The following is a 25,976-nucleotide window of genomic DNA, read 5'->3' as shown; positions in this document are numbered from 1 at the left end:
AATTGTCGGCAACAGAAAGAGTGCAGGCACCCTGAGTGCGTGTTTACCCAGCTTGATTAGGAGTTGAAATGGCGATTGATGAAAACAAACAGAAGGCTTTAGCTGCCGCGCTGGGCCAGATTGAGAAACAATTTGGTAAAGGCTCCATCATGCGCTTGGGTGAAGACCGCTCAATGGATGTGGAAACCATCTCTACCGGTTCGCTTTCGCTGGATATCGCATTAGGCGCAGGCGGTCTGCCAATGGGTCGTATCGTTGAGATCTACGGACCTGAGTCTTCCGGTAAAACGACGCTGACCCTGCAGGTCATCGCCGCAGCTCAGCGTAAAGGCAAAACCTGTGCCTTTATCGATGCCGAGCATGCGCTTGACCCGGTCTATGCCAAGAAGCTGGGCGTCGATATCGACAACCTGCTCTGCTCGCAGCCGGACACCGGTGAGCAGGCGCTGGAGATCTGTGATGCACTGGCCCGCTCTGGCGCGGTCGATGTCATCATCGTCGACTCCGTTGCGGCGCTGACGCCGAAAGCGGAAATCGAAGGTGAGATCGGTGACTCACACATGGGCCTCGCGGCACGTATGATGAGCCAGGCGATGCGTAAGCTGGCCGGTAACCTGAAGCAGTCAAACACCCTGCTGATCTTCATCAACCAGATCCGTATGAAGATTGGTGTGATGTTTGGTAACCCGGAAACCACTACCGGCGGTAACGCGCTGAAGTTCTACGCCTCTGTCCGTCTTGATATCCGCCGTATCGGTGCGATTAAAGAGGGCGATAACGTGGTCGGCAGTGAGACCCGCGTTAAAGTGGTGAAAAACAAAATCGCCGCGCCGTTTAAACAGGCTGAATTCCAGATCATGTACGGTGAAGGGATCAATACCTTCGGTGAGCTGGTTGACCTGGGCGTGAAGCACAAGCTGATTGAAAAAGCGGGTGCATGGTACAGCTACAATGGCGACAAGATTGGTCAGGGTAAATCGAATGCCAGCAACTTCCTGAAAGAGAATGCGGCTGTGGCAAACGAAATCGATCTGAAGTTACGTGAGTTACTGCTCAACGGCGCGGATGAATCACTCGAAGCAGACAAATCTGCTGAGAATGAGAACGCAGCCAGCGAAGCGAACGAAGACTTCTGATGACTAAGACGGGAGAGGCGAACGCCTCTCCCGTTGTTTTTACTTCCCTCTGTCCCTCTCCTGCCTTCCCTCTGTCCTGTTCTGTCGCCATAATCTTTCCCCTGTTTGTACAAGGTGCGCAGTATGACTGAATCCACTCAGCCCCAACCCCAATCCAATGTTGTCTCCTATTCCCGCCTGCTTGACCGCGCGATGCGTATTCTGGGCCAGCGCGATCACAGCCGTGCAGAGCTGGCGCGTAAGCTGCAGCAATCGGCGCAGCGTGCGGCATGGGCGCAAAAAAAAGAGCCTGAGATCATCACCGATGCGCTGCTGGAGCAGGTGCTGAACTGGTGTCAGGAGAACGGCTGGCTGAATGACACGCGTTTCACTGAACGGTTTATTCAGAGCCGCAGCCGGAAAGGCTTTGGCTCCCAGCGTGTCCGTCTTGAACTGGCCCAGAAAGGCATTGACCGCGAAGCCATTGATATTGCGATGGAAGAAACGGAGGTGGACTGGGCTGCCTGTGCGGCGGAACTGGCCGAACGAAAATTCGGGCATCCGCTGCCTGTCGAGTGGAAAGAGAAAGCGAAAGTACTACGCTACCTGCAGTCAAAAGGGTTTATGAGCGAAGATATCCAGTCTGTTTTCAGAAATTTTGATGACTAAGGGCCGATGTAATTTTACTTCCCACTGAAGAAAATTTATCTTATTCCCACTTTTTGTTCCGCTGATCCGGCACCAGGAAAATGGGGTCGCACCGATCGGTGGGAACGTTCGTTAGCGTGATTCCAGGACATATATGAGCAAGAGCACTGCTGAGATCCGTCAGGCGTTTCTCGACTTTTTTCATAGCAAGGGACATGAGGTTGTAACCAGCAGCTCCCTCGTACCGAATAACGATCCAACGTTGTTGTTTACTAACGCCGGGATGAACCAGTTTAAAGATGTGTTCCTCGGTCAGGACAAACGTGATTACACACGGGCGACCACGTCGCAGCGCTGCGTGCGCGCGGGCGGAAAACACAACGATCTTGAAAACGTCGGCTACACCGCGCGTCACCACACCTTCTTTGAAATGCTGGGTAACTTCAGCTTTGGTGACTACTTCAAGAAAGAGGCGATTGGTTTTGCCTGGGAACTGCTGACGAGCGAACAGTGGTTCGGCCTGCCAAAAGAGCGTCTGTGGGTAACGGTTTATGAAACCGATGATGAAGCCTACGCGATCTGGGAAAAAGAGATCGGTGTGCCACGCGAGCGCATTATTCGCATCGGCGACAACAAGGGCGGCGCCTACGCGTCAGATAACTTCTGGCAGATGGGTGACACCGGTCCGTGTGGTCCGTGCAGCGAGATTTTCTACGATCATGGCAATCACATCTGGGGTGGCCCGCCAGGCAGCCCGGAAGAGGATGGTGACCGTTACATCGAGATCTGGAACATCGTCTTTATGCAGTTCAACCGCCAGGCGGATGGCACCATGCTGCCGCTGCCCAAACCTTCGGTTGATACCGGGATGGGTCTGGAGCGCATTTCTGCCGTTCTGCAACACGTCAACTCTAACTACGAAATCGACCTGTTCCAGAAACTGATTCAGGCTGTGGCGCAGGTTACCGGGGCGACTGACCTCAGCAACAAATCGCTGCGCGTGATTGCCGACCACATCCGCTCCTGCGCCTTCCTGATTGCCGATGGTGTGATCCCGTCCAATGAGAGCCGGGGCTACGTGCTGCGTCGTATCATTCGTCGTGCCGTGCGTCATGGCAACATGCTGGGTGCCAAAGAGGCCTTTTTCTATAAGCTGGTTGCGCCGCTGGTTGAGGTCATGGGTGCCGCAGGCGAAGAGTTGCAGCGCCAGCAGGCTCAGGTTGAGCAGGTGCTGAAAAGCGAAGAAGAGCAGTTTGCCCGCACGCTGGAACGCGGACTGGCGCTGCTGGACGAGGAGCTGGCAAAACTGCAGGGCGACACCCTGGATGGTGAGATCGTCTTCCGTCTCTACGACACCTTTGGTTTCCCGGCGGATTTAACCGCTGACGTCTGCCGCGAACGCAATCTGAAAATCGACGAAGCGGGCTTCGAGCAGGCGATGGAGCAGCAGCGTCAGCGTGCCCGTGAAGCGAGCGGCTTCGGCGCTGACTACAGCAACGTAATCCGCATCGATGCGGCTTCCTCCTTCAAAGGCTACGACCAGCTCGATTTAGCCGCCACAGTAAAAGCACTCTATGTTGCAGGTGAGGCGGTGGATGAAGTGTCCGCAGGTCAGGATGCCGTCGTTGTGCTGGATGAAACGCCATTCTATGGCGAATCGGGTGGTCAGGTTGGCGATACCGGTCTGCTGAAAGGGAAGAATGCTGAATTTAGCGTCCAGGATACACAAAAATATGGTCAGGCAATCGGTCATGTCGGTAAGCTGACCGCCGGGCAGTTGCGTATCGGCGACCGCCTTGAGGCGCAGGTTGATGCGGCACGTCGTGCACGCATCCGTCTTAACCACTCTGCCACCCACTTATTGCACGCCGCATTACGCCAGGTTTTAGGTGAGCACGTGGGGCAGAAAGGCTCTCTGGTTAATGACAAATATCTGCGTTTCGACTTCTCGCATTTTGAAGCGATGAAACCTCAGGAGATTCGTCAGGTCGAAGATATCGTCAATGCACAGATTCGTCGCAACCTGCCGGTGGAAACCGAGGTGATGGATCTTGATGCGGCGAAGTCTAAAGGGGCGATGGCCCTGTTCGGCGAAAAGTATGATCAGCGTGTTCGCGTGCTGACCATGGGTGACTTCTCTGTCGAACTGTGTGGGGGAACCCACGCGGCACGCACTGGCGATATCGGTCTGTTCCGCATTCAGGCTGAGTCAGGCACCGCTGCCGGCATCCGTCGTATCGAGGCGATTACCGGTGAAAGTGCGTTGGCTCAGGTCAACGCGCAGAGCAGCCAGCTGCAGGATATTGCGCAGCTGGTAAAAGCGAACAGCAGCAACCTGAACGAGAAGGTACGCGGTCTGGTTGACCACGTCCGGGCTCTGGAGAAAGAGTTGCAGCAACTGCGCGATCAGCAGGCTGCGCAGGAGAGCGCGTCACTGAGCAGCAATGCCATTGATGTCAAAGGGGCGAAGCTGCTGGTGAGCGAGCTCAGCAATGTTGACCCGAAAATGCTGCGTACCATGGTTGACGATCTCAAGAATCAGCTGGGATCGGCGATTATCGTGTTAGCGACGGTGGCGGAAGGCAAGGTATCGCTCATCGCGGGTGTGACCAAAGATCTGACCGACCGTGTTAAAGCAGGCGAGTTGATTGCCGGTCTGGCGCAGCAGGTAGGCGGGAAGGGCGGTGGTCGTCCGGATATGGCTCAGGCGGGTGGTAACGATGCTGAGGCGCTGAAAGGCGCGCTGGCAGGGGTTGAGAGCTGGGTTAGCAGCCGCCTGTAATGAAATAAAACAAAGCATGGTCAGAAGCGTCAGAACCCCGGTTCCGGCGCTTTTTAATACGATGCTAAAGCAGCAAATGACAAAGTCAGGTTGATGTAGTGTATTTCGGCTAAACTAACTATCAGCAGAATGTATTGGCGCATCGATGTGCATTGGTGTATTCCTCATAGTCAATGCGCAGCGTTAAATGATGGATAATGCCGGGAGCCTGTACAAGCCCGACTCTTTTAATCTTTCAAGGAGCAAAGAATGCTTATTCTAACTCGTCGAGTTGGTGAAACCCTCATGATCGGTGATGAGGTAACGGTAACGGTGCTGGGTGTTAAGGGTAACCAGGTTCGTATAGGGGTTAACGCGCCGAAAGAAGTGTCTGTGCATCGCGAAGAGATCTATCAACGCATCCAGGCTGAAAAAACGCAACAGACCAGCGTTTAACGGATTCAGCGTCTCGCACCTGTGCGAGGCGCTACCGCTTTCTGCAAAAAATCCCACCCTTTGTTCTCTCCCGCTGTTCTCCGTTTTGTTAAGGTCCTCCTCTTTCATTGTTGATAATTCACTCTTTTTGCCGCCATTTTGTTCCAATTGTGTGTGATTTGCTCAATCAAACAAAGTTTCGGAAAAATTGTTTGACTTAAAAGTCCGGGAAAGTAATATGTGCGCCACGCAGTGCCGATGAGCAGAAACAAGTTCAGAAGCACGGTTCGAAAGAAAGCGTAAGGTGAGGTGGCCGAGAGGCTGAAGGCGCTCCCCTGCTAAGGGAGTATACGGTCAAAAGCTGTATCGAGGGTTCGAATCCCTCCCTCACCGCCATTTTCGATGCATCCATAGCTCAGCTGGATAGAGTACTCGGCTACGAACCGAGCGGTCGGAGGTTCGAATCCTCCTGGATGCACCATCGAAAATAAAGAAATAAAGCGAATTAGCAATTCCTTTCATGGTGAGTAGTCAGCACCCTGCGTTGTACAAGAATCAGATTTATGCATCCATAGCTCAGCTGGATAGAGTACTCGGCTACGAACCGAGCGGTCGGAGGTTCGAATCCTCCTGGATGCACCATTCTTTGTAACATCCTCAGGTTGATTTCTGAACGTCCATAAAAAAACGCAACACCCCAATGCATCCATAGCTCAGCTGGATAGAGTACTCGGCTACGAACCGAGCGGTCGGAGGTTCGAATCCTCCTGGATGCACCATTCTTTGTAACATCCTCAGGTTAGTTTCTGAACGTCCATAAAAAACGCAATACCCTCAATGCATCCATAGCTCAGCTGGATAGAGTACTCGGCTACGAACCGAGCGGTCGGAGGTTCGAATCCTCCTGGATGCACCATATTCTCAGATATTGTCAGCGCCTCAGTGTGCCATGACGTAATTTGCGTCCAGCCCGCATTCACGCTCTTCTCTTTTTCTCTGGCTCCATCCACGCGGCTTTTCAGCCTCATCTGCGTAACAGATTCATCATTTCATCTTAAGCAACGCCCAGCCACACCTGTCCTGCTTAACCCGCTGCAGTTTGCCCCTCATGCAGGTGCGCCGCCGCCCTGGCACCAGACGATTGTTAAAAAATCGCTGAAAATTCGTACTGTTATCGCTGGTCGCGCACGATCACCTTTATCTGAAAAGAAAAATTGTTAATGCTTTCAAAGCATTTGCTGTTCATCCCCCCTGGCGACAACCTGTCCACATTAGGCTAAAGTAATGTCTCATTTGATGAATGTCCGGAGTGACAATGTACGATCACTATGACGCCCTGATTTTCGATATGGACGGCACGATCCTGGATACAGAGCCGACACATCGAAAAGCGTGGCGTCAGGTACTGGCGCACTACGGATTAACGCTGGATGAAGCACGTATTATCGACTTCAATGGCGCACCCGCCTGGCGGCTTGCGCAGTTCATCATTGACACCAATCAGTCGTCTCTCGATCCCCATCTTCTTGCCGCAGAGAAAACCGCTGCCGTGAAAGCGATGCTGCTGGACAACGTCAGACCGCTGCCTTTACTGGAAGTGGCTAAAGCGTACCACGGGCGTCGTCCGATGGCGGTGGGCACCGGAAGCGAGCACAGCATGGCGGAGGCGTTACTGACGCAACTGGGCGTGCGTGAGCTGTTTTCGGCTGTGGTGGGTGCTGATGATGTGAAGCGACACAAACCCGAGCCAGAAACCTTTCTGCGCTGCGCAGCGCTGATGGGTGTGGCGCCTGAACGGTGTGTGGTCTTTGAGGATGCCGATTTTGGCATTCAGGCCGCGAAAGCGGCAGGGATGGATGTGGTGGATGTGCGCTTACTGTGAGTGACATCCTCACCTATGCCTCCATGTTCGGCAGCAGTTTTTTGAGTGCGACGCTTCTGCCTGGAAGTTCTGAAGCACTGCTGATAGCACTATTGATAGCAAAAAAGACATCAGTTTACGGATTGCTTTTAGCCGCATCACTGGGAAACACACTGGGCGGCTTAACGAACATTCTTATTGGTCGCCTGCTGCCGTTAAAAGGTCAGGGGCGATGGCATGACACAGCAATGACGTGGTTGCACCGGCTGGGACCTGCAGCGCTGCTCTTCAGCTGGCTACCGGTGATAGGTGACCTGCTCTGCGTTCTCGCGGGCTGGTTACGGTTCGCCTGGCTGCCAGTGATGCTGTTTCTCGCTGTCGGTAAAACACTGCGTTATATCGTTATCGCGATAGCCACATTACAGGGTATGGAATGGTGGCATTGATTCGCACAGATTCGAGGCTACGGTTAAGATTATGCTGAACAAAAATAAATTATTATCACAGCGGGGGGGGAATGTGATCCCGGACGTCTCTAAAGCGCTCTCCTGGCTGGAAGCGCATCCCAATGCTCTAAAGGGCATTGGCCGTGGCATCGAGCGTGAAACACTGCGCGTACAGGCAAATGGCGACCTGGCAAAAAGCGGACATCCGGCCTCGCTGGGGTCGGCGCTGAAGCATGACTGGATCACCACCGATTTTGCCGAAACGTTGCTGGAGTTTATTACCCCAGTGGATCACAGCATCGATCACATGCTGGCTTTCCTGCGCGATATCCATCGTCACGTTGCCCGTGAGCTGGGTGACGAGCGTATGTGGCCTTTCAGTATGCCGTGCGTGATTGACGATGCGGACAATATTGAGTTGGCACAGTATGGTCAATCCAACATTGGTCAGATGAAGACCCTCTATCGTCAGGGCCTGAAAAACCGCTACGGCGCGTTGATGCAGACCATCTCCGGCATTCACTACAACTTCTCGCTGCCGCTTTCCTTCTGGCAGGAGTGGGCGGATGTGAAAGATGTGGAGAGCGGAAAAGAGACCATCTCGGCGGGCTACCTGCGGTTGATCCGCAACTACTATCGCTTCGGCTGGGTGATCCCTTATCTGTTTGGCGCATCGCCAGCGATCAGCTCCAGCTTCCTGCAGGGCCGTGAGAGTCCGCTGCCGTTTGAAACCAACGACAAAGATACAATGTGGCTGCCTTATGCAACCTCATTGCGTCTGAGCGATCTCGGCTACACCAATAAATCGCAAAGCTCGCTGGGCATTACGTTTAACTCGCTGGAAGGCTATGTCACGGCGCTGAAGAAAGCGATCAAAACGCCATCAGAAGAGTTTGCGGGCATGGGCACGAAAGATGCTGACGGCAAGTGGCTGCAGCTCAATACCAACGTGCTGCAGATTGAGAATGAACTCTACGCGCCAATCCGGCCAAAACGGGTGACCCGTTCCGGTGAAGCGCCATCTGACGCGCTGCTGCGTGGTGGCATTGAGTACATTGAAGTCCGTTCACTGGATATCAACCCGTTCTCGGCTATCGGGGTCGATGAGAACCAGGTGCGCTTCCTCGACCTGTTCCTGATCTGGTGTACGCTGGCCGATGCGCCGGAGATGAGTGCAGAAGAGCTGCAGTGTACCCGTAAAAACTGGAACCGCGTGGTGCTGGAAGGCCGTAAACCGGATCAGAAAATTGCCGTGGGTTGTGGTGAAGCGGAACATTCGCTGGTTGAAGTGGGCAAAACCCTGTTTGCCGATCTGCGTCGGGTTGCTGAAGTGTTAGATAGCAACAATCAGGCGAGCACGGAATATCAGCAGGTTTGCGATCAACTGGTAGCATCGTTCGACGATCCTGAGCTAACCTACTCGGCGCGCATTCTGCAGGCCATGAAGGATAATGGTGTGACCGGAACCGGCGTGGCGCTGGCTGAACAGTATCGTCATCTGCTCTGTGAAGAGCCGCTGGAGGTGCTGACCGAAGAGGATTTCTCGCGTCAGGCGCAGGAATCTGTCGCGGCGCAGCAGCAGCTGGAAGCGAACGATAAGCTGGATTTTGAAGCGTATCTGGCGAGCCGGGAAGGGTAGAAAAGAAAAAGGCCACATCAATGTGGCCAAATTAACATCTCTGTTGTCAGGGATGATGATAACAAATGCGCGTCTTTCATATATTCAGACGTTGGGCGAACAGAAAAGTTTCATCGTTTTTAAAAAAATTCTCAGAACAGGAGGTGACGTATGCCACTACTGGATAGTTTTACCGTTGATCACACCATCATGGGCGCACCGGCGGTCCGCGTTGCGAAAACCATGAAGACTCCGCATGGCGATACGATTACCGTTTTTGACCTGCGTTTCTGCCGCCCGAACATTGATATCCTCACTGAGCGTGGCATTCATACGCTGGAGCATCTCTTTGCCGGGTTTATGCGTGATCACCTCAACGGTGACGGTGTGGAAATCGTCGATATTTCGCCGATGGGCTGCCGTACCGGCTTCTACATGAGCCTGATTGGTACGCCAGATGAGCAGCGCGTGGCGAAAGCGTGGAAAGGGGCGATGGAAGACGTTCTGAAAGTGAAAGATCAGAACCAGATCCCTGAGCTGAACGAATACCAGTGTGGCAGCTACAAACTGCACTCACTGGATGAAGCGCAGCAGATTGCCCGCAACGTGCTGGCGCATGAGATCGGCGTTAACCGTAACGAAGATCTGAAACTGCCTGCTGAAAAGCTGAAAGAACTGCACATCTAGTCAGAGCTGCCCGGCTAAAAAAAACGCCGCATCGTGTCGATTGCGGCGTTTTTTTATGGCTTCAGGAACCGACCGATTTTTTCAGCGGGGTCTTCGGCGTGATGCGCACCTGCTTAATCATGTTGTCCTGCACGTCCAGGATATCGATATTGTAGTGACCGATCTGAACGCGGGTGTTGATAGCGGGGATCTCCTCCAGCGCTTCCAGCAGCATACCGTTGATGGTGCGGGCTTCCTGCTCTGGCAGATGCCAGTTAAACGCCTTGTTGATTTCACGCACGCTGGCACTGCCTTCGATCAGCACGGAACCATCATTCTGGGGCATCACCTCTTCGGCCAGCGACGGCGACATTGAGGTGGTAAAATCTCCCACGATCTCCTCCAGAATGTCTTCTATGGTCACCAGTCCTTTGATGTCACCATATTCATCCACCACCAGGCCCGTTTTCTTTTTGTTGCGCTGGAATTTTACCAGTTGGGTGTTGAGCGGTGTTCCTTCCGGGATGTAGTAAATCTCATCCGCAGCGCGCAGCAGCATCTCTTTGGTGAACTCTTTTTTCTCGGTCATCATGCGCCAGGCTTCACGCACCCGCAGCATGCCGACACAGTCATCCAGTGAGTCGCGGAACAGGACAATGCGGCCATGCGGTGAGTGGCTCAGCTGGCGGACGACTGATTTCCAGTCATCGCTGATGTTGATACCGACAATCTCATTACGCGGCACCATGATGTCATCAACGCTGACCTTCTCCAGATCGAGCACCGAGAGCAGCATATCCTGATTACGGCGCGACATCAGGCTGCGTGACTCATAGACGATGGTGCGAAGCTCCTCTTTGCTCAGCGCAGAACTGATTGCGCCTTCAGCCCGGATTCCCACCATCCGCATCAGCAGACGGGTAATGGTATTCAGCAGCCAGACCAGCGGCAGCATGATGTATTGCAGCGGGACCAGCAGCAGGCTGCTGGGAAAGGCGACCCGCTCCGGATAGAGCGCGGCTACCGTTTTCGGCAGCACTTCAGCAAAGACCAGCACGACGAAGGTCAGGATACCGGTCGCGACGGCGACCCCTTCGTCACCGTGCAGGCGCATGCCGACGATGGTGGCGAGGGCGGAGGCCAGAATATTCACCAGGTTATTGCCGATTAATACCAGGCTCAGCAGCCGATCGGGACGCCGCAGTAACTTTTCCACCCGGCGCGCAGCGCGACTGCCGTTTTTCACCTGATGTCGCAGCTTATAGCGATTAAGCGTCATCATGCCGGTTTCCGACCCGGCAAACCAGGCGGAGACCAGAACCATGACGCACAGAATAATAATCAGCGTGGTGGTTGAAACATGTTCCAACGCAGAACTTCCTTTTTAATGAGAGACAGGGACAAGCAGATGCTGCAGGATGCGACTGCCGAAGTAAGCCATGGTCAACAGCACCGCACCGCTGCAGTTAAACCAGACGACGCGGCGACCACGCCAGCCTTCATGATAGTGTCCCCAGAGCAAAACGATATAAACAAACCACGCGATAATCGAAAGCACGGCTTTATCGACGTTTTCGGCGCTGAAAAGATCCTGCATGTAGAACAGACCGGTGCAGAGCACCAGCGTTAACAGAACGACCCCGACCTGCGTGATATGAAACATCTTGCGTTCGATGGTCAGCAGCGGCGGCATATCCTGCGTAAACGCCAGACGCTTGTTTTTTAACTGGTAATCGATCCATGCCAGCTGCAGCGCATAGAGGGCAGCGATAATCAGCGTTGCATAGGCGAAGAGCGACAGGCCGATATGGATCATCATGCCTGGCGTCGTTTCCAGGTGGGTGATGAAGGCATTAGGGACAAAGGTCGCAAAGGCCAGATTGATCAGCGCGAAGCTGTAGACAATCGGCAGCAGCAACCAGCCGCGGTTGCGTGACGCCACAATGGTCATAATGGCGCAGATCAACAGGCTGACCAGTGAACCGATGTTGAGCAGGCTTAAATTCTGGCCGCTATCAACCGCAAATATGCGCTGCTGCAGGGCTACCGCGTGTGTCACCAGCGCCACACAGGCAGAGAGCATCGCCATTCGCCGCCAGCCGCCATTACGCTTCAGCAGGCTCGGAATGATCAGGGCAAGACTTAAGGAGTAGGCTAACAGCGCCACTATCGGGAAAACGAACATAGATCCTTTCAGGTTCAGTCAGATAAGGAAAAAGGCAGTATAGCGCCAGCCGCAGCAGGCTCCAAACGATCTGAGGGGCAATTGCAGAGATCGCGGCGGCTTCGTGTTATAATCCGCCGCATTCTGCCGATCAGGCGCCTCGCGATCTTTTTAAGTGAGAGACCATGTTTGATAATTTAACCGATCGTTTGTCGCAAACCCTGCGAAACATCAGCGGCCGCGGAAGGCTGACTGAAGAGAACATTAAAGAGACCCTGCGTGAAGTGCGCATGGCACTGCTTGAAGCTGACGTTGCGCTGCCGGTGGTGCGTGACTTCATTAACCGCGTGAAAGAGAGCGCGGTCGGCCATGATGTGAACAAAAGCCTGACGCCGGGTCAGGAGTTCATCAAAATCGTTCGTAACGAATTGGTTGCGGCGATGGGGGCAGAGAACAATGCTCTCGACCTGGCCGCTCAGCCGCCAGCCGTGGTGCTGATGGCGGGTCTGCAGGGGGCCGGTAAAACCACCAGCGTGGGTAAGCTGGGTAAATTCCTGCGCGAGAAGCACAAAAAGAAAGTGCTGGTTGTCTCTGCCGACGTTTATCGTCCGGCGGCAATCAAACAGCTGGAAACGCTGGCGCAGCAGGTTGGCGTGGATTTCTGCCCCTCTGACCTCAGCCAGAAGCCGGTGGAGATCGTCAACAATGCGCTGCGTGAAGCGCGCCTGAAATTCTACGATGTGCTGCTGGTGGATACCGCGGGTCGTCTGCACGTTGATGAAGCGATGATGGACGAAATCAAACAGGTTCATGCCGCGATTAATCCGGTAGAAACGCTGTTTGTGGTCGATGCCATGACCGGTCAGGATGCGGCTAACACGGCCAAAGCCTTCAACGAAGCGCTGCCGCTCACCGGCGTGATCCTGACCAAAGTTGATGGTGATGCACGTGGGGGTGCGGCGCTGTCGATTCGTCATATTACCGGCAAGCCGATTAAATTTATGGGTGTCGGCGAGAAAACCGAAGCCCTGGAACCGTTCTATCCGGACCGTATTGCATCACGCATCCTCGGCATGGGTGACGTGCTGTCACTGATCGAAGATATCGAAAGCAAGGTTGACCGCGATAAAGCGGAGAAGCTGGCGAAGAAGCTGAAAACCGGCGACGGTTTCGATCTCAACGACTTCCTTGAGCAGCTGAAGCAGATGCGTAACATGGGCGGCATGGCCAGCCTGATGGGTAAACTGCCCGGCATGGGACAGCTGCCTGACAATGTGAAGTCGCAGATGGATGACAAGGTTCTGGTGCGCATGGAAGCCATCATCAACTCGATGACACGCAAAGAGCGTGAGAAGCCAGAGATCATCAAAGGCTCGCGTAAGCGCCGCATCGCCACCGGCTCCGGCATGCAGGTGCAGGACGTTAACCGCTTATTAAAGCAGTTCGACGACATGCAGCGTATGATGAAGAAGATGAAGAAGGGCGGTATGGCGAAAATGATGCGCGGCATGAAAGGTATGATGCCGCCAGGATTCCCCGGCCGCTAAGGGTTCCACAAAAAAGCCCGAAAGGACGCGGTTTAGGTTGCTTTTTGCGCCAAAATGAGTAAAATTTTCGGGCTTTTTATACAGCACCCGGACCCCGTTCCTCGATGGGGGCCGGGTGTTTTATTAACTGAAGAGGATGTTATGGTAACAATTCGTTTGGCACGTCATGGCGCTAAAAAGCGTCCGTTCTATCAGGTCGTCGTTACTGACAGCCGCAATGCACGCAACGGTCGTTTCATCGAGCGCGTTGGTTTCTTCAACCCGATCGCTTCTGGTCAGGCTGAAGGTCTGCGTCTGGATATGGATCGTATCGAGCACTGGGTTGGCCAGGGCGCAACGCTTTCTGATCGCGTTAACGCGCTGGTCAAAGAAGCTAAGAAAGCAGCTTAATCTGTCACGGTGGTGAGCATGAGCAGACAAATTGCCGCACAGCCTCCTGTCAACCCGATTGTATTGGGCAAGATGGGAGCCGCCTACGGTATTCGCGGCTGGCTCAAAGTGTTTTCCTCCACTGAAGACGCTGAAAGCATCTTCAGCTACCAACCCTGGTTCATCCAGCGCGCCGGTAAATGGCAGCATGTCGAACTGGAAAGTTGGAAGCACCACAATCAGGACCTGATCATCAAAGTCAAAGGCATTGAAGATCGGGATGCGGCGGCTCAGTTAACCAATTGCGAAATTCAGGTTGACTCGACGCAGTTGCCATCGCTGGAAGAGGGTGACTACTACTGGAAAGACCTTATGGGCTGCCAGGTGGTTAACCTTGAAGGCTACGAGATGGGCAAAGTCATTGATATGATGGAAACCGGCTCGAACGACGTTCTCGTCGTTAAGGCAAACCTGAAGGATGCATTCGGTGTTCAGGAGCGGTTAATTCCGTTTCTTGATGAACAGGTTATCAGGAAAGTCGATCTCTCTACTCGCGTCATTGAGGTAGATTGGGATCCTGGTTTTTGAGCTCCGAATCGAGCGGTAACGTAACGGCGAATACAATGTGGATTGGTGTTATTAGCCTGTTTCCAGAAATGTTTCGCGCTATTACCGACTACGGGGTAACTGGCCGGGCTGTAAAAAACGGTCTGCTCAGCATTCAAAGCTGGAGTCCGCGTGACTTCACGCACGACCGGCACCGTACCGTGGATGATCGTCCTTACGGCGGCGGACCGGGAATGCTGATGATGGTACAACCCTTACGGGATGCCATCTCCGCAGCGAAAGCAGCGGCAGGTGATGGCGCCAGGGTGATATATCTTTCACCTCAGGGTCGCAAACTGGACCAACAGGGCGTTTGCGAACTGGCGGCACGAGACAAGTTAATTCTGGTCTGTGGCCGTTATGAAGGGATAGATGAGCGCGTAATCCACGCCGAAATTGATGAAGAATGGTCAATCGGTGATTACGTTCTCAGTGGCGGGGAACTGCCAGCCATGACGATGATTGACGCAGTCGCCCGGTTTATTCCCGGCGTACTCGGCAAGCAGGCGTCAGCCGATGAGGACTCGTTCTCTGATGGCTTGCTGGATTGTCCGCACTATACCCGACCTGAAGTGTTAGAGGGCGTGGAAGTCCCGGCAGTTTTACTGTCAGGTAACCATGCCGATATTCGCCGCTGGCGTCTGAAGCAGTCGCTAGGCCGTACCTGGCTAAGAAGACCTGAACTTCTGGAAAACCTGGCTCTGACTGAAGAGCAAGCAAGGTTGCTGAATGAGTTCCAGCGGGAACATCAGCAGCAACAAAACGATGATGTGGAAGAGTAATCTTCCCCGACTATCAGTTTACCCAGGATATGAGATTTAATTATGAGCAACATTATCAAGCAAATTGAACAAGAGCAGATGAAACAGGACGTACCTTCCTTCCGCCCGGGTGATTCCGTGGAAGTGAAAGTATGGGTCGTTGAAGGTTCTAAAAAACGTCTGCAGGCATTCGAGGGCGTGGTTATCGCTATTCGTAACCGCGGTCTGCACTCTGCATTCACTGTTCGCAAAATTTCTAACGGCGAAGGCGTTGAGCGTGTATTCCAGACTCACTCGCCGGTCATTGACAGCATCGCTGTTAAACGTCGTGGCGCTGTGCGTAAAGCCAAACTGTACTACCTGCGTGAGCGTACTGGTAAGTCTGCTCGTATTAAAGAGCGTCTTAACTAAGGTATCGCTAACGCGACATCTGAAAGTTAATAGCAAACAAGGGGTTGGCATCTGCCAGCCCCTTTTTTTTGTCCTGTTGCCTGCCGTTAAGCGGTCTTTGGTCGCTGAAAATGGTAAATTGCGGTATTGACCGGCCCGTCATTGAGCACGATCAGGCCGTAACGACAGCCAATAAAATCGCCGCCCGACTTCTCCGCGACGGCTCTGCTGGCGAGATTATCCTCGGCCACCAGAATCTCAATCACCCGTGTTTCAGGTCGTGAAAACCCCAGCGGCAATAAAGCGGCGACGGCACGGGTCGCAATCCCCTGACGCTGAACATCACTACGCACCCAGTAGCCAATCGCACTGGCAGCGCCGGGATGGCGGGCAAAGCGCACGCCTGCGCCTCCCAGCAGCTGATCGTGCTGATCGACAATCGCAAACTCTTCAGCTTCTTCCCTCATCCGTTGCCAGTGGGTAAAGCGGATCCAGCTTTCCGCCTCATGCGGCTGATAGCCGTGATGTGCCCAGGCCATCCAGGGGATCAGGCTGTCCAGCGAGGCGTTCACCGCAGCGGTAAACGCAGGAACATCGCTTAACAGGAAAGGTCGCAGATGCGTCGTGCGTGGTGATGAAGGCATATCATTCCCGGATGCAAACCCTTAATCGTTTCATTTTGCCTGCGCCGGCAAGAAAAACAATAAAAGCATGTGTAAATATATAATTACACTTTAATCCTGATGCTCTCTTCTGTCTTATATTTTATATATATGATTTTATTGACTAATTTATAGCATCCTGCGGCGATTATTGATCTGTGGTAATTAATGTGTACAAGTTATCTTGCGCTCTGTACCGGCTGTGATACAGTGACGTCAATCCTCAGCGAGGAGTCCAGAACCGCCAATACGAGATAAAGGATCGCCATCATGCAAAAAGACGCGCTGAACAATGTGCACATCGCCGGTGAACAGGTTTTAATTACACCTGAAGAGCTGAAAGCGAAGTTTCCACTGACGCCTGAACAGCAGGAGCAGGTTGCGGCTTCACGCCAGACCATCTCTGACATCATTGCCGGACGCGATCCGCGTCTGCTGGTGGTATGCGGACCCTGTTCAATTCACGATACCGAAGTCGCACTGGACTATGCGCGTCGTCTGCAAACTCTTTCTGAACAGCTGAGCGATCAGCTCTATATCGTTATGCGCGTCTACTTTGAAAAACCCCGCACCACCGTCGGCTGGAAAGGGCTGATCAACGATCCTTACATGGATAACTCGTTTGATATGGAAGCGGGTCTGCACATCGCTCGTAAGCTGCTGGTGGACCTGGTTGAAATGGGCCTGCCGCTGGCGACAGAAGCGCTCGATCCAAACAGTCCGCAATATCTGGGTGATCTGTTCAGCTGGTCCGCCATTGGCGCACGCACGACCGAATCCCAGACGCACCGCGAAATGGCTTCGGGTCTCTCCATGCCGGTAGGCTTTAAAAATGGCACCGATGGCAGCCTGGGCACGGCGATCAATGCGATGCGCGCCGCGGCAATGCCGCATCGCTTCGTCGGCATCAATCAGGCGGGTCAGGTCTGCCTGCTGCAGACGCAGGGCAACCCTGATGGGCATGTGATTCTGCGTGGTGGTAAAGCACCGAACTACGGTCCTGAAGATGTCGCACAGTGTGAAAAAGAGATGCAGAAGGCGGGACTGCGTCCTGCCTTAATGATAGATTGCAGCCATGGTAATTCGAACAAAGACTACAGCCGTCAGCCTGGCGTAGCGGAATCCGCTATCGCCCAGATCAAAGACGGGAACCGTTCAATCATTGGTCTGATGCTGGAAAGCCATATCAATGAGGGTAACCAGTCTTCTGAACTGCCACGCAGCGAAATGAAATATGGCGTTTCCGTCACCGATGCGTGCATCAGCTGGGACGTGACCGAAACGTTGCTGCGTGAGATGCATCAGGATCTGAAGGGAGTGCTGTCGGCGCGTCTGTCACAAGAGGTATAAGAGGAATGGTGGCTGAACTGACCGCGTTACGCGATCAAATTGATAGTGTTGATAAAGCGCTCCTTGATCTGCTGGCCAGACGTCTGGAGCTGGTCGCTGAGGTAGGGGAAGTTAAAAGCCGTTACGGCCTGCCTATCTATGTGCCTGAACGGGAAGCGTCAATGCTGGCTTCCCGTCGCAAAGAGGCTGAAGCGCTCGGTGTGCCGCCGGATCTGATTGAGGATGTGCTGCGTCGCGTGATGCGCGAATCCTATACCAGCGAGAATGATAAAGGCTTTAAAACCCTGTGCCCGGCACTGCGTCCGGTGGTGATCGTTGGCGGCAAGGGCCAGATGGGCCGACTCTTTGAAAAGATGCTCGGCCTGTCAGGCTATACGGTGAAAACGCTGGATAAAGAGGACTGGCCGCAGGCGGAGACCTTGCTCCGTGATGCCGGTATGGTCATTATCAGCGTGCCGATTCACCTGACTGAACAGGTGATAGCACAATTACCGCCTCTGCCAGACGACTGCATTCTGGTCGATCTGGCATCGGTCAAAAACCGCCCTCTGCAGGCGATGCTGGCCGCCCATAATGGTCCGGTGCTGGGTCTGCATCCGATGTTCGGCCCGGACAGTGGCAGCCTGGCGAAACAGGTGGTGGTCTGGTGTGATGGCCGGCAGCCGGAGGCGTATCAGTGGTTCCTGGAGCAGATTCAGGTCTGGGGTGCGCGCCTGCATCGCATCAGTGCGGTTGAGCACGATCAGAACATGGCGTTTATCCAGGCGCTGCGTCACTTTGCCACCTTTGCTTATGGCCTGCATTTAGCCGAAGAGAACGTCAATCTTGACCAGCTGCTGGTGCTTTCATCACCGATTTACCGGCTGGAGCTGGCAATGGTCGGGCGGTTATTCGCTCAGGACCCGCAGCTTTACGCCGATATCATTATGTCTTCAGAGAGTAATCTGGCGCTGATTAAACGTTACTACCAGCGGTTTGGTGAAGCGATTGCGCTGCTGGAGCAGGGTGACAAACAGGCGTTTATCGCCAGCTTTAATCGCGTAGAGCAGTGGTTTGGCGATCACGCCCGACGCTTCCTCATTGAGAGTCGCAGCCTGCTGCGATCGGCGAACGACAGCCGCCCATAAAAGAAAAAGGCATCCTTCCGGATGCCTTTTTTCTATTCGGCAGGTTCAACGGGCACGACATTCTCGCTGGGATAACAGCCCAGCACCTTCAGCGAGCGGGTCATTGTCTGTAATTCCTGCAGCGCCTGCTGCATCCGCTCTGATTGCAGATTGCCCTGCACATCAATGTAGAACATCTCTTCCCACGGATTACCGTGAATCGGGCGGGACTCCAGCTTGCTCATGATCAGGTTGTGCTGACGCAGTACCAGCAGCGCATCGACCAGCGCGCCCGCCTGCTGACCGGTTGCCATGATCAGCGTGGTTTTGGCTGGCACCTGATCTGACACATCGATCGCCTTACGCGCCAGCACGATGAAGCGGGTGTGGTTTTGCTGCTGATTGGCCAGATTCCGCTCCAGCACCTGCAACTGATAGAGTTCACCACCGGCTTCACTGCCCAGGGCCGCAACGGCAGGGGAGTTGAGCGCTGCGACCTTTTCCATTGCCGCGGCCGTACTCTCGGTATATTCGATTTTCCAGTGCGGGAAACGGTTAATAAACTGGCTGCACTGCTGGAACGGCTGAGGATGGCTGTAAACCGTCTCTATCTGCTGCAGGTCGCTGCTACCCTTCACCAGGACGCAGTGGTCGATAGGCAGCGTCAGTTCACCCACAATGGAGAGGCTGGTCTGCTGCAGCAGGTCATAAACATCATTGATGGAGCCTGAACTGGTGTTCTCAATCGGCATGACGGCGTAATCGGCTGCGCCATTTTCGACCTGTTTGATGATGTCGTGAAACTTCAGGCAGCCACACTCTACCATATTATCGAAGTGGCGCGATGCATAGTTGCGTGCCGCCAGATGGGAGTAAGAGCCTTTAGGACCGAGGAAGGCGATACGCGCCGCATGGGCGTGAGGGTGGTTGAGGTTCTTTTGCAGCAGCGCCTGCTGGGTCAGAACGGAATCTTCAATGACCAGCTGAAACAGACGGGTGATATAATGCGCATCCAGGTGATGGGCCTTACCCAGCACAATCAGATTTTCCAGCAGCGCGCGTTCGCGCTCGACATCCCGAATCGGGCGATGTGTAGCCAGCTTGGCCTGCGCAACTTCCACTGCCAGCAGACGACGCTCAGCCAGCAGCGTCAGAAGTTTTTTATCCACTGCGCTGATCTTATCGCGTAGCGCCAGCAATGGATTGTCGGGATTCATAGGGCTCACCTGTATGCTATCCAAAAAAAAAGCCTCCCGGCTGGGAGGCTTGGTTGTTCGTCTTCGCTTTCATTTTCTCACGACGAATGGCCTCCCGTTCAGGGGAAGGTAAAAAAGAAAGCGAAGAAAAACAGATCATGTTTCATGGAAATGTCCGCAAAAGGAGTAGGGGGAGAGTAACCGTACAGCTTAAAAGCTGTCAATAAAAAACGCGCCCGGAGGCGCGTTAAGAAAATCAGGACGCTTCGTCAGCAGGAATGATGTCTTTCACGCTGGCACTGGCGCGGCGTGCTTCAGACTTGTGCTGGACTTTGTTGAGCTGGCGCTCCAGCTTCGCAATCAGGTCGTTGATCGCGGTGTACATATCGTCATGTTTGGCACTGGCCACCAGAGTCCCGTTTGGGGTGTTAATGGTGGCATCGGCCACGAATTCTTTGGGCTCTTTCGACAGAACAATATGCGGATTAATCAGGTCGGTTTGCCATTTTTCGAGCTTGGCGAGACGGTCTTCAACATGGCTTCGGATGGCCGGGGTGATTTCCATTTGCTTACTGGTAATGTTCAGAATCATCGTTCTTACCTCTCTGTCATTTCCGTCTTGGTCTTCTCAGCATAGCGCGAAAAAGCGCTGAATGTGAGATTTCTATCACGGAAAAATGTCACTTTTTGTCAGTTTTGACAATCTGTGAGAAAGGCTCAGAAACGGGCGGAAATACCTTGAAGCGAACCGATAAACCCGGCATTCTTGATGGGTTAGCTCGCTGATTTCAGATCCAGTTATGACTGTTTTGTGAGCAAAAAAAAGCAGCCTTTCCGGCTGCTTTTTTTATGGCTGAAACGCAGCCTGCTGTCAGCTATTGTTAGCCGCGATGATTTTCGCCACTTTATCCGCTTCAGCGTTCAGCTGCAGGTTGCGGTAGGCATTCTCCATCAGCGGCAGTGCGTCGTGTGTCGCCTGCGTATCCGGATAATCACGCATCATCCCTTCAACCCGGTTAACAACCGCGACATAAGCCTCACGCTTAGTATAGAATTGCGCCACTGAAAGCTCATATTTGGCCAGGCGATCTTTCAGGTAGACCAGACGTTTCTGCGCGTCAGCGGCATACTGACTGTTCGGGTAACTGCGCAGCAGCTGTGAGAAGTCACGGAAAGCATCACGTGCGTGTGTCGGGTCGCGGTCAGAACGATCGATACCGAAGAAGCCCTGCAGTGCTGAATCATCCAGCGCCATGTCCGTCAGACCTTTCATATAGATGACATAGTCGATGTTCGGATGGGTCGGGTTGAGGCGCATAAAGCGCGCAATGGCAGCCTGCGCCAGAGGCAGATCGGCATTTTTATAGTACGCGTAGATTAAATCCAGCTGCACCTGCTGCGAGTAAGGACCGAACGGATAACGATTATCCAGCGCTTCCAGTTGCTTAATCGCAGCTTTAAAGTTACCGTCCTGCAGCTTTTGCTGCGCTGTGGCATAGATTTCAGAAGGCGGGCTGTCCGGTACCGCGTCATTTGAGCCGGAACAACCAACAAGTGCCAGGCTCAGTGTGGCAGCAGCCACCAGATGTTTCATACGCGTCATGACGAAGTGATTATCCTCAAATGTTATGGCGGAAGCTGTCCGTATAGCTCCCGGTAATGACCAGGTACGATAGCACATTATATTAAACGGCATCGCCGTGAAAACCCAACGTTAACGAAGAAGCTGTATATGGCACAACAAGTTCAACTCACCGCAACGGTATCCGAATCACAACTCGGACAACGCTTAGATCAGACTTTGGCGGAATTGTTCCCTGATTATTCACGTTCACGCATAAAAGAGTGGATCCTCGATCGTCGCGTGACGGTAAACGGCGTCATGGTCGATACCCCAAAAGAAAAAGTGTTGGGCGGCGAGCTGGTCGCGATTAACGCTGAGATTGAGGAGGCACAGCGCTGGGAACCGCAAAATCTGCCACTCGACATCGTTTACGAAGATGAAGACATCATTGTCATCAATAAACCCCGCGATTTTGTGGTGCATCCCGGTGCCGGTAATCCGGATGGTACGGTGCTGAATGCATTGCTTCATCATTATCCTGCGATCATGGATGTGCCTCGTGCGGGCATCGTACACCGCCTGGATAAAGACACGACCGGCCTGATGGTCGTGGCGAAAACCGTACCGGCACAGACGCATCTGGTGGAATCACTGCAGCGGCGTGAAATTACCCGCGAATATGAAGCCGTTGCGATTGGTAATATGACAGCGGGCGGCACGGTCGAAGAGCCGATCAGTCGTCACTCCACCAAACGTACGCACATGGCCGTACACCCGATGGGGAAACCGGCGGTCACGCACTACCGCATCATGGAGCATTTCCGTGCGCACACGCGTCTGCGTCTGCGTCTGGAAACCGGGCGTACTCACCAGATCCGCGTTCATATGTCGCACATCAGCCATCCGCTGGTGGGCGATCCGCTCTACGGTGGGCGCCCGCGTCCGCCAAAAGGCGCCTCAGAGGCGTTTATCGCTACGCTACGGGGCTTCGACCGTCAGGCGCTGCACGCTACGATGCTGCGTCTATACCATCCTATCAGCGGTATTGAAATGGAGTTTCATGCGGCTATCCCGCAGGACATGGTCGATCTGATTGCGGCGTTAAAAGCAGACACCGCAGAATTTAAAGATCAGATGGACTGGTGATGGATCTGATTATTCCTCAATGGCCCGCACCGGCGCATGTCCGGGCCTGCTCAACCCGCCGCCAGGGCGGAGTCAGTCACTCCCCGTGGGATGCGCTTAACCTGGGCGGGCACGTGGGGGATAATCCCGACGCGGTTGCGCGTAACCGTCAGTTGCTGGTTGATGAGGCGGGGTTGCCTGCGATGCCACAGTGGCTGGATCAGGTGCACGGCACCGGCGTCGTGCGTCTGGCTGAGGGCGGAGAGACGCCATTACGCGCTGACGCCTGTATCACCTCCGAGCCTGGCGTGGTCTGCGCCATTATGACGGCTGACTGTCTGCCGGTGCTGTTCTGTTCGCAGGACGGTGCTGAAGTGGCGGCCGCACATGCCGGCTGGCGTGGCCTCTGTGCCGGCGTTCTGGAAAATACCCTGGCGCAGTTCCGATCGCCGCCGGATCAGATTCATGCCTGGCTGGGGCCGGCAATCGGCCCTGATGCGTTTGAGGTCGGTGCCGAAGTGCGCGACGCCTTTGTGGCTCAGGACCCCCACGCCGGACAGGCTTTTCATCCGTCGGGAGAGCGATTCTACGCCAATATCTGGCTACTGGCGCGCAGGCGACTGCAGGCTGCAGGCGTCCGTTCTATCAGCGCCGACAGCCGCTGTACCTTTACACAGCGTGACGATTTCTTCTCTTTCCGCCGCGATGGGATCACCGGGCGTATGGCAACTTTGATCTGGCTGTTATAACCTTACGCGATAAGACGGTCCAGTTAGCGTATTTTTTACTCAAATCTCAGGTCATTAACCTTGAAAATTTGAGGGATGACCTCATTTAATCTCCAGTAGCATTTTGACCTGTAATGGGAGGAATTATGCGTCTGGATCGTCTTACCAACAAATTTCAGCTGGCTCTCGCCGACGCGCAGTCCCTGGCTCTGGGACACGACAACCAATTTATTGAACCTCTGCACCTGATGAGCGCATTGCTCAAACAGGAAGGCGGATCGGTTTCGCCTTTACTGACGTCGGCCGGTGTCGACGTGACACCTTTTCGCGCGCAGGTTGAGCAGGCCATTGACCGCCTGCCGCAGGTTGAAGGCAGCGAAGGGGATGTTCAACCCTCATCTGACCTCGTCCGGGTATTAAACCTGTGCGACAAACTGGCGCAGAAGCGCAACGACAACTTTATTTCATCTGAATTATTTGTTCTGGCTGCCCTGGAATCACGCGGCTCTCTGGCCGATCTGCTCAAAGCGGCAGGTGCCACTCGCGAAAAAATCACCAGTGCGATTGAACAAATGCGGGGAGGAGACAACGTGAACGATCAGGGGGCTGAAGATCAGCGCCAGGCACTGAAGAAATATACCATCGATCTGACCGAGCGCGCCGAGAAGGGCAAACTCGATCCGGTTATCGGCCGTGATGAAGAGATCCGTCGCACCATCCAGGTGTTGCAGCGCCGTACCAAAAATAACCCGGTGCTGATTGGTGAACCCGGCGTGGGTAAAACAGCGATTGTTGAAGGGCTGGCGCAGCGCATTATCAATGGCGAAGTGCCAGAAGGTCTGAAAGGCCGCCGGGTTCTGGCGCTGGATATGGGTGCGCTGGTGGCCGGTGCTAAATATCGCGGTGAATTCGAAGAGCGCCTGAAAGGGGTGCTGAGCGATCTGTCGAAGCAGGAAGGTAACGTCATTCTGTTCATCGACGAGCTGCATACGATGGTCGGTGCCGGTAAAGCTGACGGCGCGATGGATGCCGGCAATATGCTTAAACCCGCGCTGGCGCGTGGCGAGCTGCACTGTGTCGGTGCCACTACGCTGGATGAGTACCGGCAGTATATTGAAAAAGATGCTGCGCTGGAGCGCCGTTTCCAGAAAGTCTTTGTGGCGGAACCGAGTGTCGAAGATACCATCGCCATTCTGCGCGGCCTGAAAGAGCGTTATGAACTGCATCATCATGTGCAGATCACTGACCCGGCGATCGTCGCGGCTGCAACGCTCTCTCATCGTTACATTGCGGACCGGCAGCTGCCTGACAAGGCGATTGACCTGATCGACGAGGCGGCATCCAGCATTCGTATGCAGATGGACTCGAAGCCGGAGTCACTGGATCGCCTGGAGCGTCGCATCATTCAGCTGAAGCTGGAGCAGCAGGCACTGAAGAAAGAGGCTGATGATGCCAGCATCAAACGCCTTGAGATGCTGGAGAGCGAGCTGAATCAGAAAGAGCGGGAGTATGCCGAGCTTGAAGATGAGTGGAAAACCGAGAAAGCCTCATTATCCGGCACGCAGAACATCAAAGCTGAACTGGAGCAGGCGCGTCTCAATTTAGAGCAGGCCCGTCGTCAGGGCGATCTCGCTCAGATGTCAGAGCTGCAATACGGTAAAATTCCTGCTCTGGAAAAACAGTTAGCTGCAGCCACCCAGGCGGAAGGCAAAACCATGAAGTTACTGCGTAACCGGGTAACAGATGTGGAGATTGCCGATGTGCTGGCCCGCTGGACCGGTATCCCGGTAGCACGAATGATGGAAGGTGAGCGCGATAAGCTGTTGCGTATGGAGCAGGAGCTGCATGGCCGGGTTATCGGACAGGATGAAGCCGTTGAGGCGGTATCCAATGCGATTCGTCGCAGCCGTGCCGGTCTGTCGGATCCTAACCGTCCTATCGGTTCGTTCCTGTTCCTGGGGCCGACCGGTGTAGGTAAGACCGAGCTGTGTAAATCGCTGGCTAACTTCCTGTTCGACAGTGACGATGCCATGGTGCGTATCGACATGTCCGAATTCATGGAAAAACATTCGGTGTCACGGCTGGTGGGTGCCCCTCCGGGCTATGTCGGTTATGAAGAGGGCGGTTATCTGACTGAAGCGGTACGCCGTCGTCCTTACTCCGTCATCCTGCTGGATGAGGTCGAAAAGGCGCATCCTGATGTCTTTAACATTCTGCTGCAGGTGCTGGATGATGGACGCCTGACGGATGGACAGGGCAGAACGGTCGATTTCCGTAACAGCGTGGTGATCATGACCTCTAACCTTGGGTCAGATTTAATTCAGGAGCGGTTCGGCGATCTCGGCTATCCGGAAATGAAAGAGATTGTGATGGGTGTGGTTGGCCAGCACTTCCGTCCTGAATTCATCAACCGTATTGATGAGGTCGTGGTGTTCCATCCGCTGGCTGAGAAACATATTGCCTCTATTGCTCAGATTCAGCTGCAGCGGCTGTATCATCGTCTGGAGGAGCGGGGCTATCAGTTGCATATCTCCGAGGAGGCTCTGCGGTTGCTGGCGGAGAATGGCTACGATCCGGTCTATGGTGCGCGTCCGCTGAAACGGGCGATACAGCAGCAGATCGAAAACCCGCTGGCACAGCAGATCCTTTCTGGTTCACTGGTGCCGGGCAAAACAATCCAGATGGATGTGGAAAACGATGTAATTACAGCTCATCAGTAATCCTGCGAGATAAAAACGGGCCGCTGGCCCGTTTTTTTATGCCCTTTTACCTGAGTTTTGTTTAATAAGTCAGCGAATTGAGTGCAAAGTGAACGGTTGGTAAAAAAGTTGTCATTTGCACTTGCGCTATCTGAACCG

At 54.0% G+C, this 25,976-nt stretch carries 25 protein-coding genes, 5 tRNA genes and 1 other annotated feature; of the genes, 23 read left to right on the top strand and 7 right to left on the bottom strand.

The window, feature by feature from the left end; translation table 11 throughout:
- Positions 1 to 68 precede the first annotated feature (68 nt).
- The 13 genes from recA to luxS all read left to right on the top strand — a co-directional run bounded on the left by recA (position 69) and on the right by luxS (position 9,571).
- On the top strand, positions 69 to 1,136 hold the full coding sequence (gene recA / locus OXR04_RS10605; RefSeq protein ID WP_009086899.1) for a recombinase RecA: 1,068 nt from the start codon (positions 69 to 71) through the stop codon (positions 1,134 to 1,136).
- 123 nt (positions 1,137 to 1,259) lie between these two features.
- On the top strand, positions 1,260 to 1,784 hold the full coding sequence (locus tag OXR04_RS10600; RefSeq protein ID WP_082668227.1) for a regulatory protein RecX: 525 nt from the start codon (positions 1,260 to 1,262) through the stop codon (positions 1,782 to 1,784).
- A 133-nt stretch (positions 1,785 to 1,917) separates the two neighbouring features.
- Positions 1,918 to 4,545 (top strand): alanine--tRNA ligase, encoded by a 2,628-nt coding sequence (gene alaS, locus OXR04_RS10595; RefSeq protein WP_267370103.1) that lies wholly within the window; start codon positions 1,918 to 1,920, stop codon positions 4,543 to 4,545.
- Positions 4,546 to 4,794: 249 nt separating this feature from the next.
- Complete coding sequence (gene csrA, locus OXR04_RS10590; RefSeq protein WP_008927091.1) at positions 4,795 to 4,980, top strand: carbon storage regulator CsrA; 186 nt, start codon at positions 4,795 to 4,797, stop codon at positions 4,978 to 4,980.
- A 282-nt stretch (positions 4,981 to 5,262) separates the two neighbouring features.
- Positions 5,263 to 5,355, top strand: a tRNA-Ser gene (locus OXR04_RS10585).
- Between the two features lie 8 nt (positions 5,356 to 5,363).
- Positions 5,364 to 5,440 (top strand) — tRNA-Arg (locus OXR04_RS10580).
- 84 nt (positions 5,441 to 5,524) lie between these two features.
- Positions 5,525 to 5,601: transfer RNA gene (locus OXR04_RS10575), tRNA-Arg, on the top strand.
- Positions 5,602 to 5,661: 60 nt separating this feature from the next.
- A tRNA-Arg gene (locus tag OXR04_RS10570) sits at positions 5,662 to 5,738 on the top strand.
- Positions 5,739 to 5,798: 60 nt separating this feature from the next.
- Positions 5,799 to 5,875 (top strand) — tRNA-Arg (locus OXR04_RS10565).
- 399 nt (positions 5,876 to 6,274) lie between these two features.
- On the top strand, positions 6,275 to 6,841 hold the full coding sequence (gene yqaB / locus OXR04_RS10560) for a fructose-1-phosphate/6-phosphogluconate phosphatase (RefSeq protein WP_046102440.1): 567 nt from the start codon (positions 6,275 to 6,277) through the stop codon (positions 6,839 to 6,841).
- Positions 6,838 to 7,266 (top strand): YqaA family protein, encoded by a 429-nt coding sequence (locus OXR04_RS10555; protein ID WP_046102439.1) that lies wholly within the window; start codon positions 6,838 to 6,840, stop codon positions 7,264 to 7,266. Before yqaB ends, OXR04_RS10555 begins: the two co-directional genes overlap by 4 nt.
- 31 nt (positions 7,267 to 7,297) lie before the next feature.
- Entirely contained in the window at positions 7,298 to 8,905 is a 1,608-nt protein-coding gene (gshA, locus tag OXR04_RS10550; protein ID WP_267370109.1) for a glutamate--cysteine ligase, read from the top strand.
- 150 nt (positions 8,906 to 9,055) lie between these two features.
- Complete coding sequence (gene luxS, locus OXR04_RS10545) at positions 9,056 to 9,571, top strand: S-ribosylhomocysteine lyase (RefSeq protein ID WP_009086888.1); 516 nt, start codon at positions 9,056 to 9,058, stop codon at positions 9,569 to 9,571.
- A gap of 61 nt (positions 9,572 to 9,632) precedes the next feature.
- Here luxS and OXR04_RS10540 read toward each other — a convergent pair whose 3' ends face one another.
- The gene (locus OXR04_RS10540; protein ID WP_033736021.1) at positions 9,633 to 10,919 is read right to left on the bottom strand and encodes an HlyC/CorC family transporter; all 1,287 of its coding nucleotides are present in this window, start codon (positions 10,917 to 10,919) and stop codon (positions 9,633 to 9,635) included.
- Positions 10,920 to 10,934: 15 nt separating this feature from the next.
- Positions 10,935 to 11,735, bottom strand: a complete 801-nt coding sequence (locus OXR04_RS10535) for an inner membrane protein YpjD (protein ID WP_009086884.1) — start codon at positions 11,733 to 11,735, stop codon at positions 10,935 to 10,937.
- 164 nt (positions 11,736 to 11,899) lie between these two features.
- Here OXR04_RS10535 and ffh point away from each other — a divergent pair, with 164 nt between their 5' ends.
- The 5 genes from ffh (at position 11,900) to rplS (ending at position 15,408) form a co-directional block, all read left to right on the top strand.
- Positions 11,900 to 13,261, top strand: a complete 1,362-nt coding sequence (gene ffh / locus OXR04_RS10530) for a signal recognition particle protein (protein ID WP_009086882.1) — start codon at positions 11,900 to 11,902, stop codon at positions 13,259 to 13,261.
- 141 nt (positions 13,262 to 13,402) lie between these two features.
- Positions 13,403 to 13,651 carry a 30S ribosomal protein S16 gene (gene rpsP / locus OXR04_RS10525; protein WP_009086880.1) on the top strand — a complete coding sequence of 83 codons (249 nt, stop codon included), beginning with the start codon at positions 13,403 to 13,405 and terminating at the stop codon, positions 13,649 to 13,651.
- Positions 13,652 to 13,669: 18 nt separating this feature from the next.
- Positions 13,670 to 14,218 (top strand): ribosome maturation factor RimM, encoded by a 549-nt coding sequence (gene rimM, locus OXR04_RS10520; RefSeq protein ID WP_009086878.1) that lies wholly within the window; start codon positions 13,670 to 13,672, stop codon positions 14,216 to 14,218.
- 35 nt (positions 14,219 to 14,253) lie between these two features.
- The gene (trmD, locus tag OXR04_RS10515; RefSeq protein WP_009086876.1) at positions 14,254 to 15,018 is read left to right on the top strand and encodes a tRNA (guanosine(37)-N1)-methyltransferase TrmD; all 765 of its coding nucleotides are present in this window, start codon (positions 14,254 to 14,256) and stop codon (positions 15,016 to 15,018) included.
- Between the two features lie 42 nt (positions 15,019 to 15,060).
- A complete protein-coding gene (gene rplS, locus OXR04_RS10510) occupies positions 15,061 to 15,408 on the top strand; it encodes a 50S ribosomal protein L19 (protein ID WP_003849035.1) in 348 nt (115 codons plus the stop codon).
- Between the two features lie 86 nt (positions 15,409 to 15,494).
- On the opposite strand, the gene OXR04_RS10505 is transcribed toward rplS, so the two are convergent.
- The gene (locus tag OXR04_RS10505; protein ID WP_267370114.1) at positions 15,495 to 16,031 is read right to left on the bottom strand and encodes a GNAT family N-acetyltransferase; all 537 of its coding nucleotides are present in this window, start codon (positions 16,029 to 16,031) and stop codon (positions 15,495 to 15,497) included.
- Between the two features lie 288 nt (positions 16,032 to 16,319).
- On the opposite strand from OXR04_RS10505, the gene OXR04_RS10500 reads away from it, so the two are divergent.
- Both OXR04_RS10500 and tyrA read left to right on the top strand, forming a co-directional pair.
- Entirely contained in the window at positions 16,320 to 17,399 is a 1,080-nt protein-coding gene (locus tag OXR04_RS10500; protein WP_009086797.1) for a 3-deoxy-7-phosphoheptulonate synthase, read from the top strand.
- Between the two features lie 5 nt (positions 17,400 to 17,404).
- Positions 17,405 to 18,526: a bifunctional chorismate mutase/prephenate dehydrogenase gene (tyrA, locus tag OXR04_RS10495; RefSeq protein ID WP_267370116.1), complete on the top strand. Its 1,122-nt coding sequence runs from the start codon at positions 17,405 to 17,407 to the stop codon at positions 18,524 to 18,526.
- Between the two features lie 32 nt (positions 18,527 to 18,558).
- Here tyrA and pheA read toward each other — a convergent pair whose 3' ends face one another.
- From pheA to bamD, 4 genes are all read right to left on the bottom strand, one after another.
- Positions 18,559 to 19,722, bottom strand: coding sequence for a bifunctional chorismate mutase/prephenate dehydratase (gene pheA / locus OXR04_RS10490; RefSeq protein ID WP_009086794.1), 1,164 nt, complete (start codon positions 19,720 to 19,722; stop codon positions 18,559 to 18,561).
- 22 nt (positions 19,723 to 19,744) lie between these two features.
- Positions 19,745 to 19,869, bottom strand: a sequence feature (Phe leader region).
- Positions 19,821 to 19,868 (bottom strand): pheA operon leader peptide PheL, encoded by a 48-nt coding sequence (gene pheL, locus OXR04_RS10485; RefSeq protein WP_193387678.1) that lies wholly within the window; start codon positions 19,866 to 19,868, stop codon positions 19,821 to 19,823. (Overlaps the previous feature by 48 nt.)
- Positions 19,870 to 19,957: 88 nt before the next feature.
- On the bottom strand, positions 19,958 to 20,293 hold the full coding sequence (gene raiA / locus OXR04_RS10480; RefSeq protein WP_009086789.1) for a ribosome-associated translation inhibitor RaiA: 336 nt from the start codon (positions 20,291 to 20,293) through the stop codon (positions 19,958 to 19,960).
- 279 nt (positions 20,294 to 20,572) lie between these two features.
- On the bottom strand, positions 20,573 to 21,304 hold the full coding sequence (gene bamD, locus OXR04_RS10475; RefSeq protein WP_009086788.1) for an outer membrane protein assembly factor BamD: 732 nt from the start codon (positions 21,302 to 21,304) through the stop codon (positions 20,573 to 20,575).
- A 129-nt stretch (positions 21,305 to 21,433) separates the two neighbouring features.
- Between bamD and rluD the strand changes: the two genes are divergently transcribed.
- From rluD to clpB, 3 genes are all read left to right on the top strand, one after another.
- Entirely contained in the window at positions 21,434 to 22,411 is a 978-nt protein-coding gene (rluD, locus tag OXR04_RS10470) for a 23S rRNA pseudouridine(1911/1915/1917) synthase RluD (protein ID WP_009086786.1), read from the top strand.
- Positions 22,411 to 23,139 carry a purine nucleoside phosphorylase YfiH gene (gene yfiH, locus OXR04_RS10465; RefSeq protein WP_267370120.1) on the top strand — a complete coding sequence of 243 codons (729 nt, stop codon included), beginning with the start codon at positions 22,411 to 22,413 and terminating at the stop codon, positions 23,137 to 23,139. The genes rluD and yfiH overlap by 1 nt, the downstream gene beginning before the upstream one ends.
- Positions 23,140 to 23,264: 125 nt before the next feature.
- Positions 23,265 to 25,838 (top strand): ATP-dependent chaperone ClpB, encoded by a 2,574-nt coding sequence (clpB, locus tag OXR04_RS10460; protein ID WP_046102433.1) that lies wholly within the window; start codon positions 23,265 to 23,267, stop codon positions 25,836 to 25,838.
- Positions 25,839 to 25,976: the final 138 nt, after the last annotated feature.

It is taken from the genome of Pantoea sp. GM_Pan_3 (genome assembly GCF_026541045.1).
Classification (GTDB): Bacteria; Pseudomonadota; Gammaproteobacteria; order Enterobacterales; family Enterobacteriaceae; genus Pantoea; species Pantoea anthophila.
This window is presented reverse-complemented; position numbering and strand designations above follow the sequence as displayed.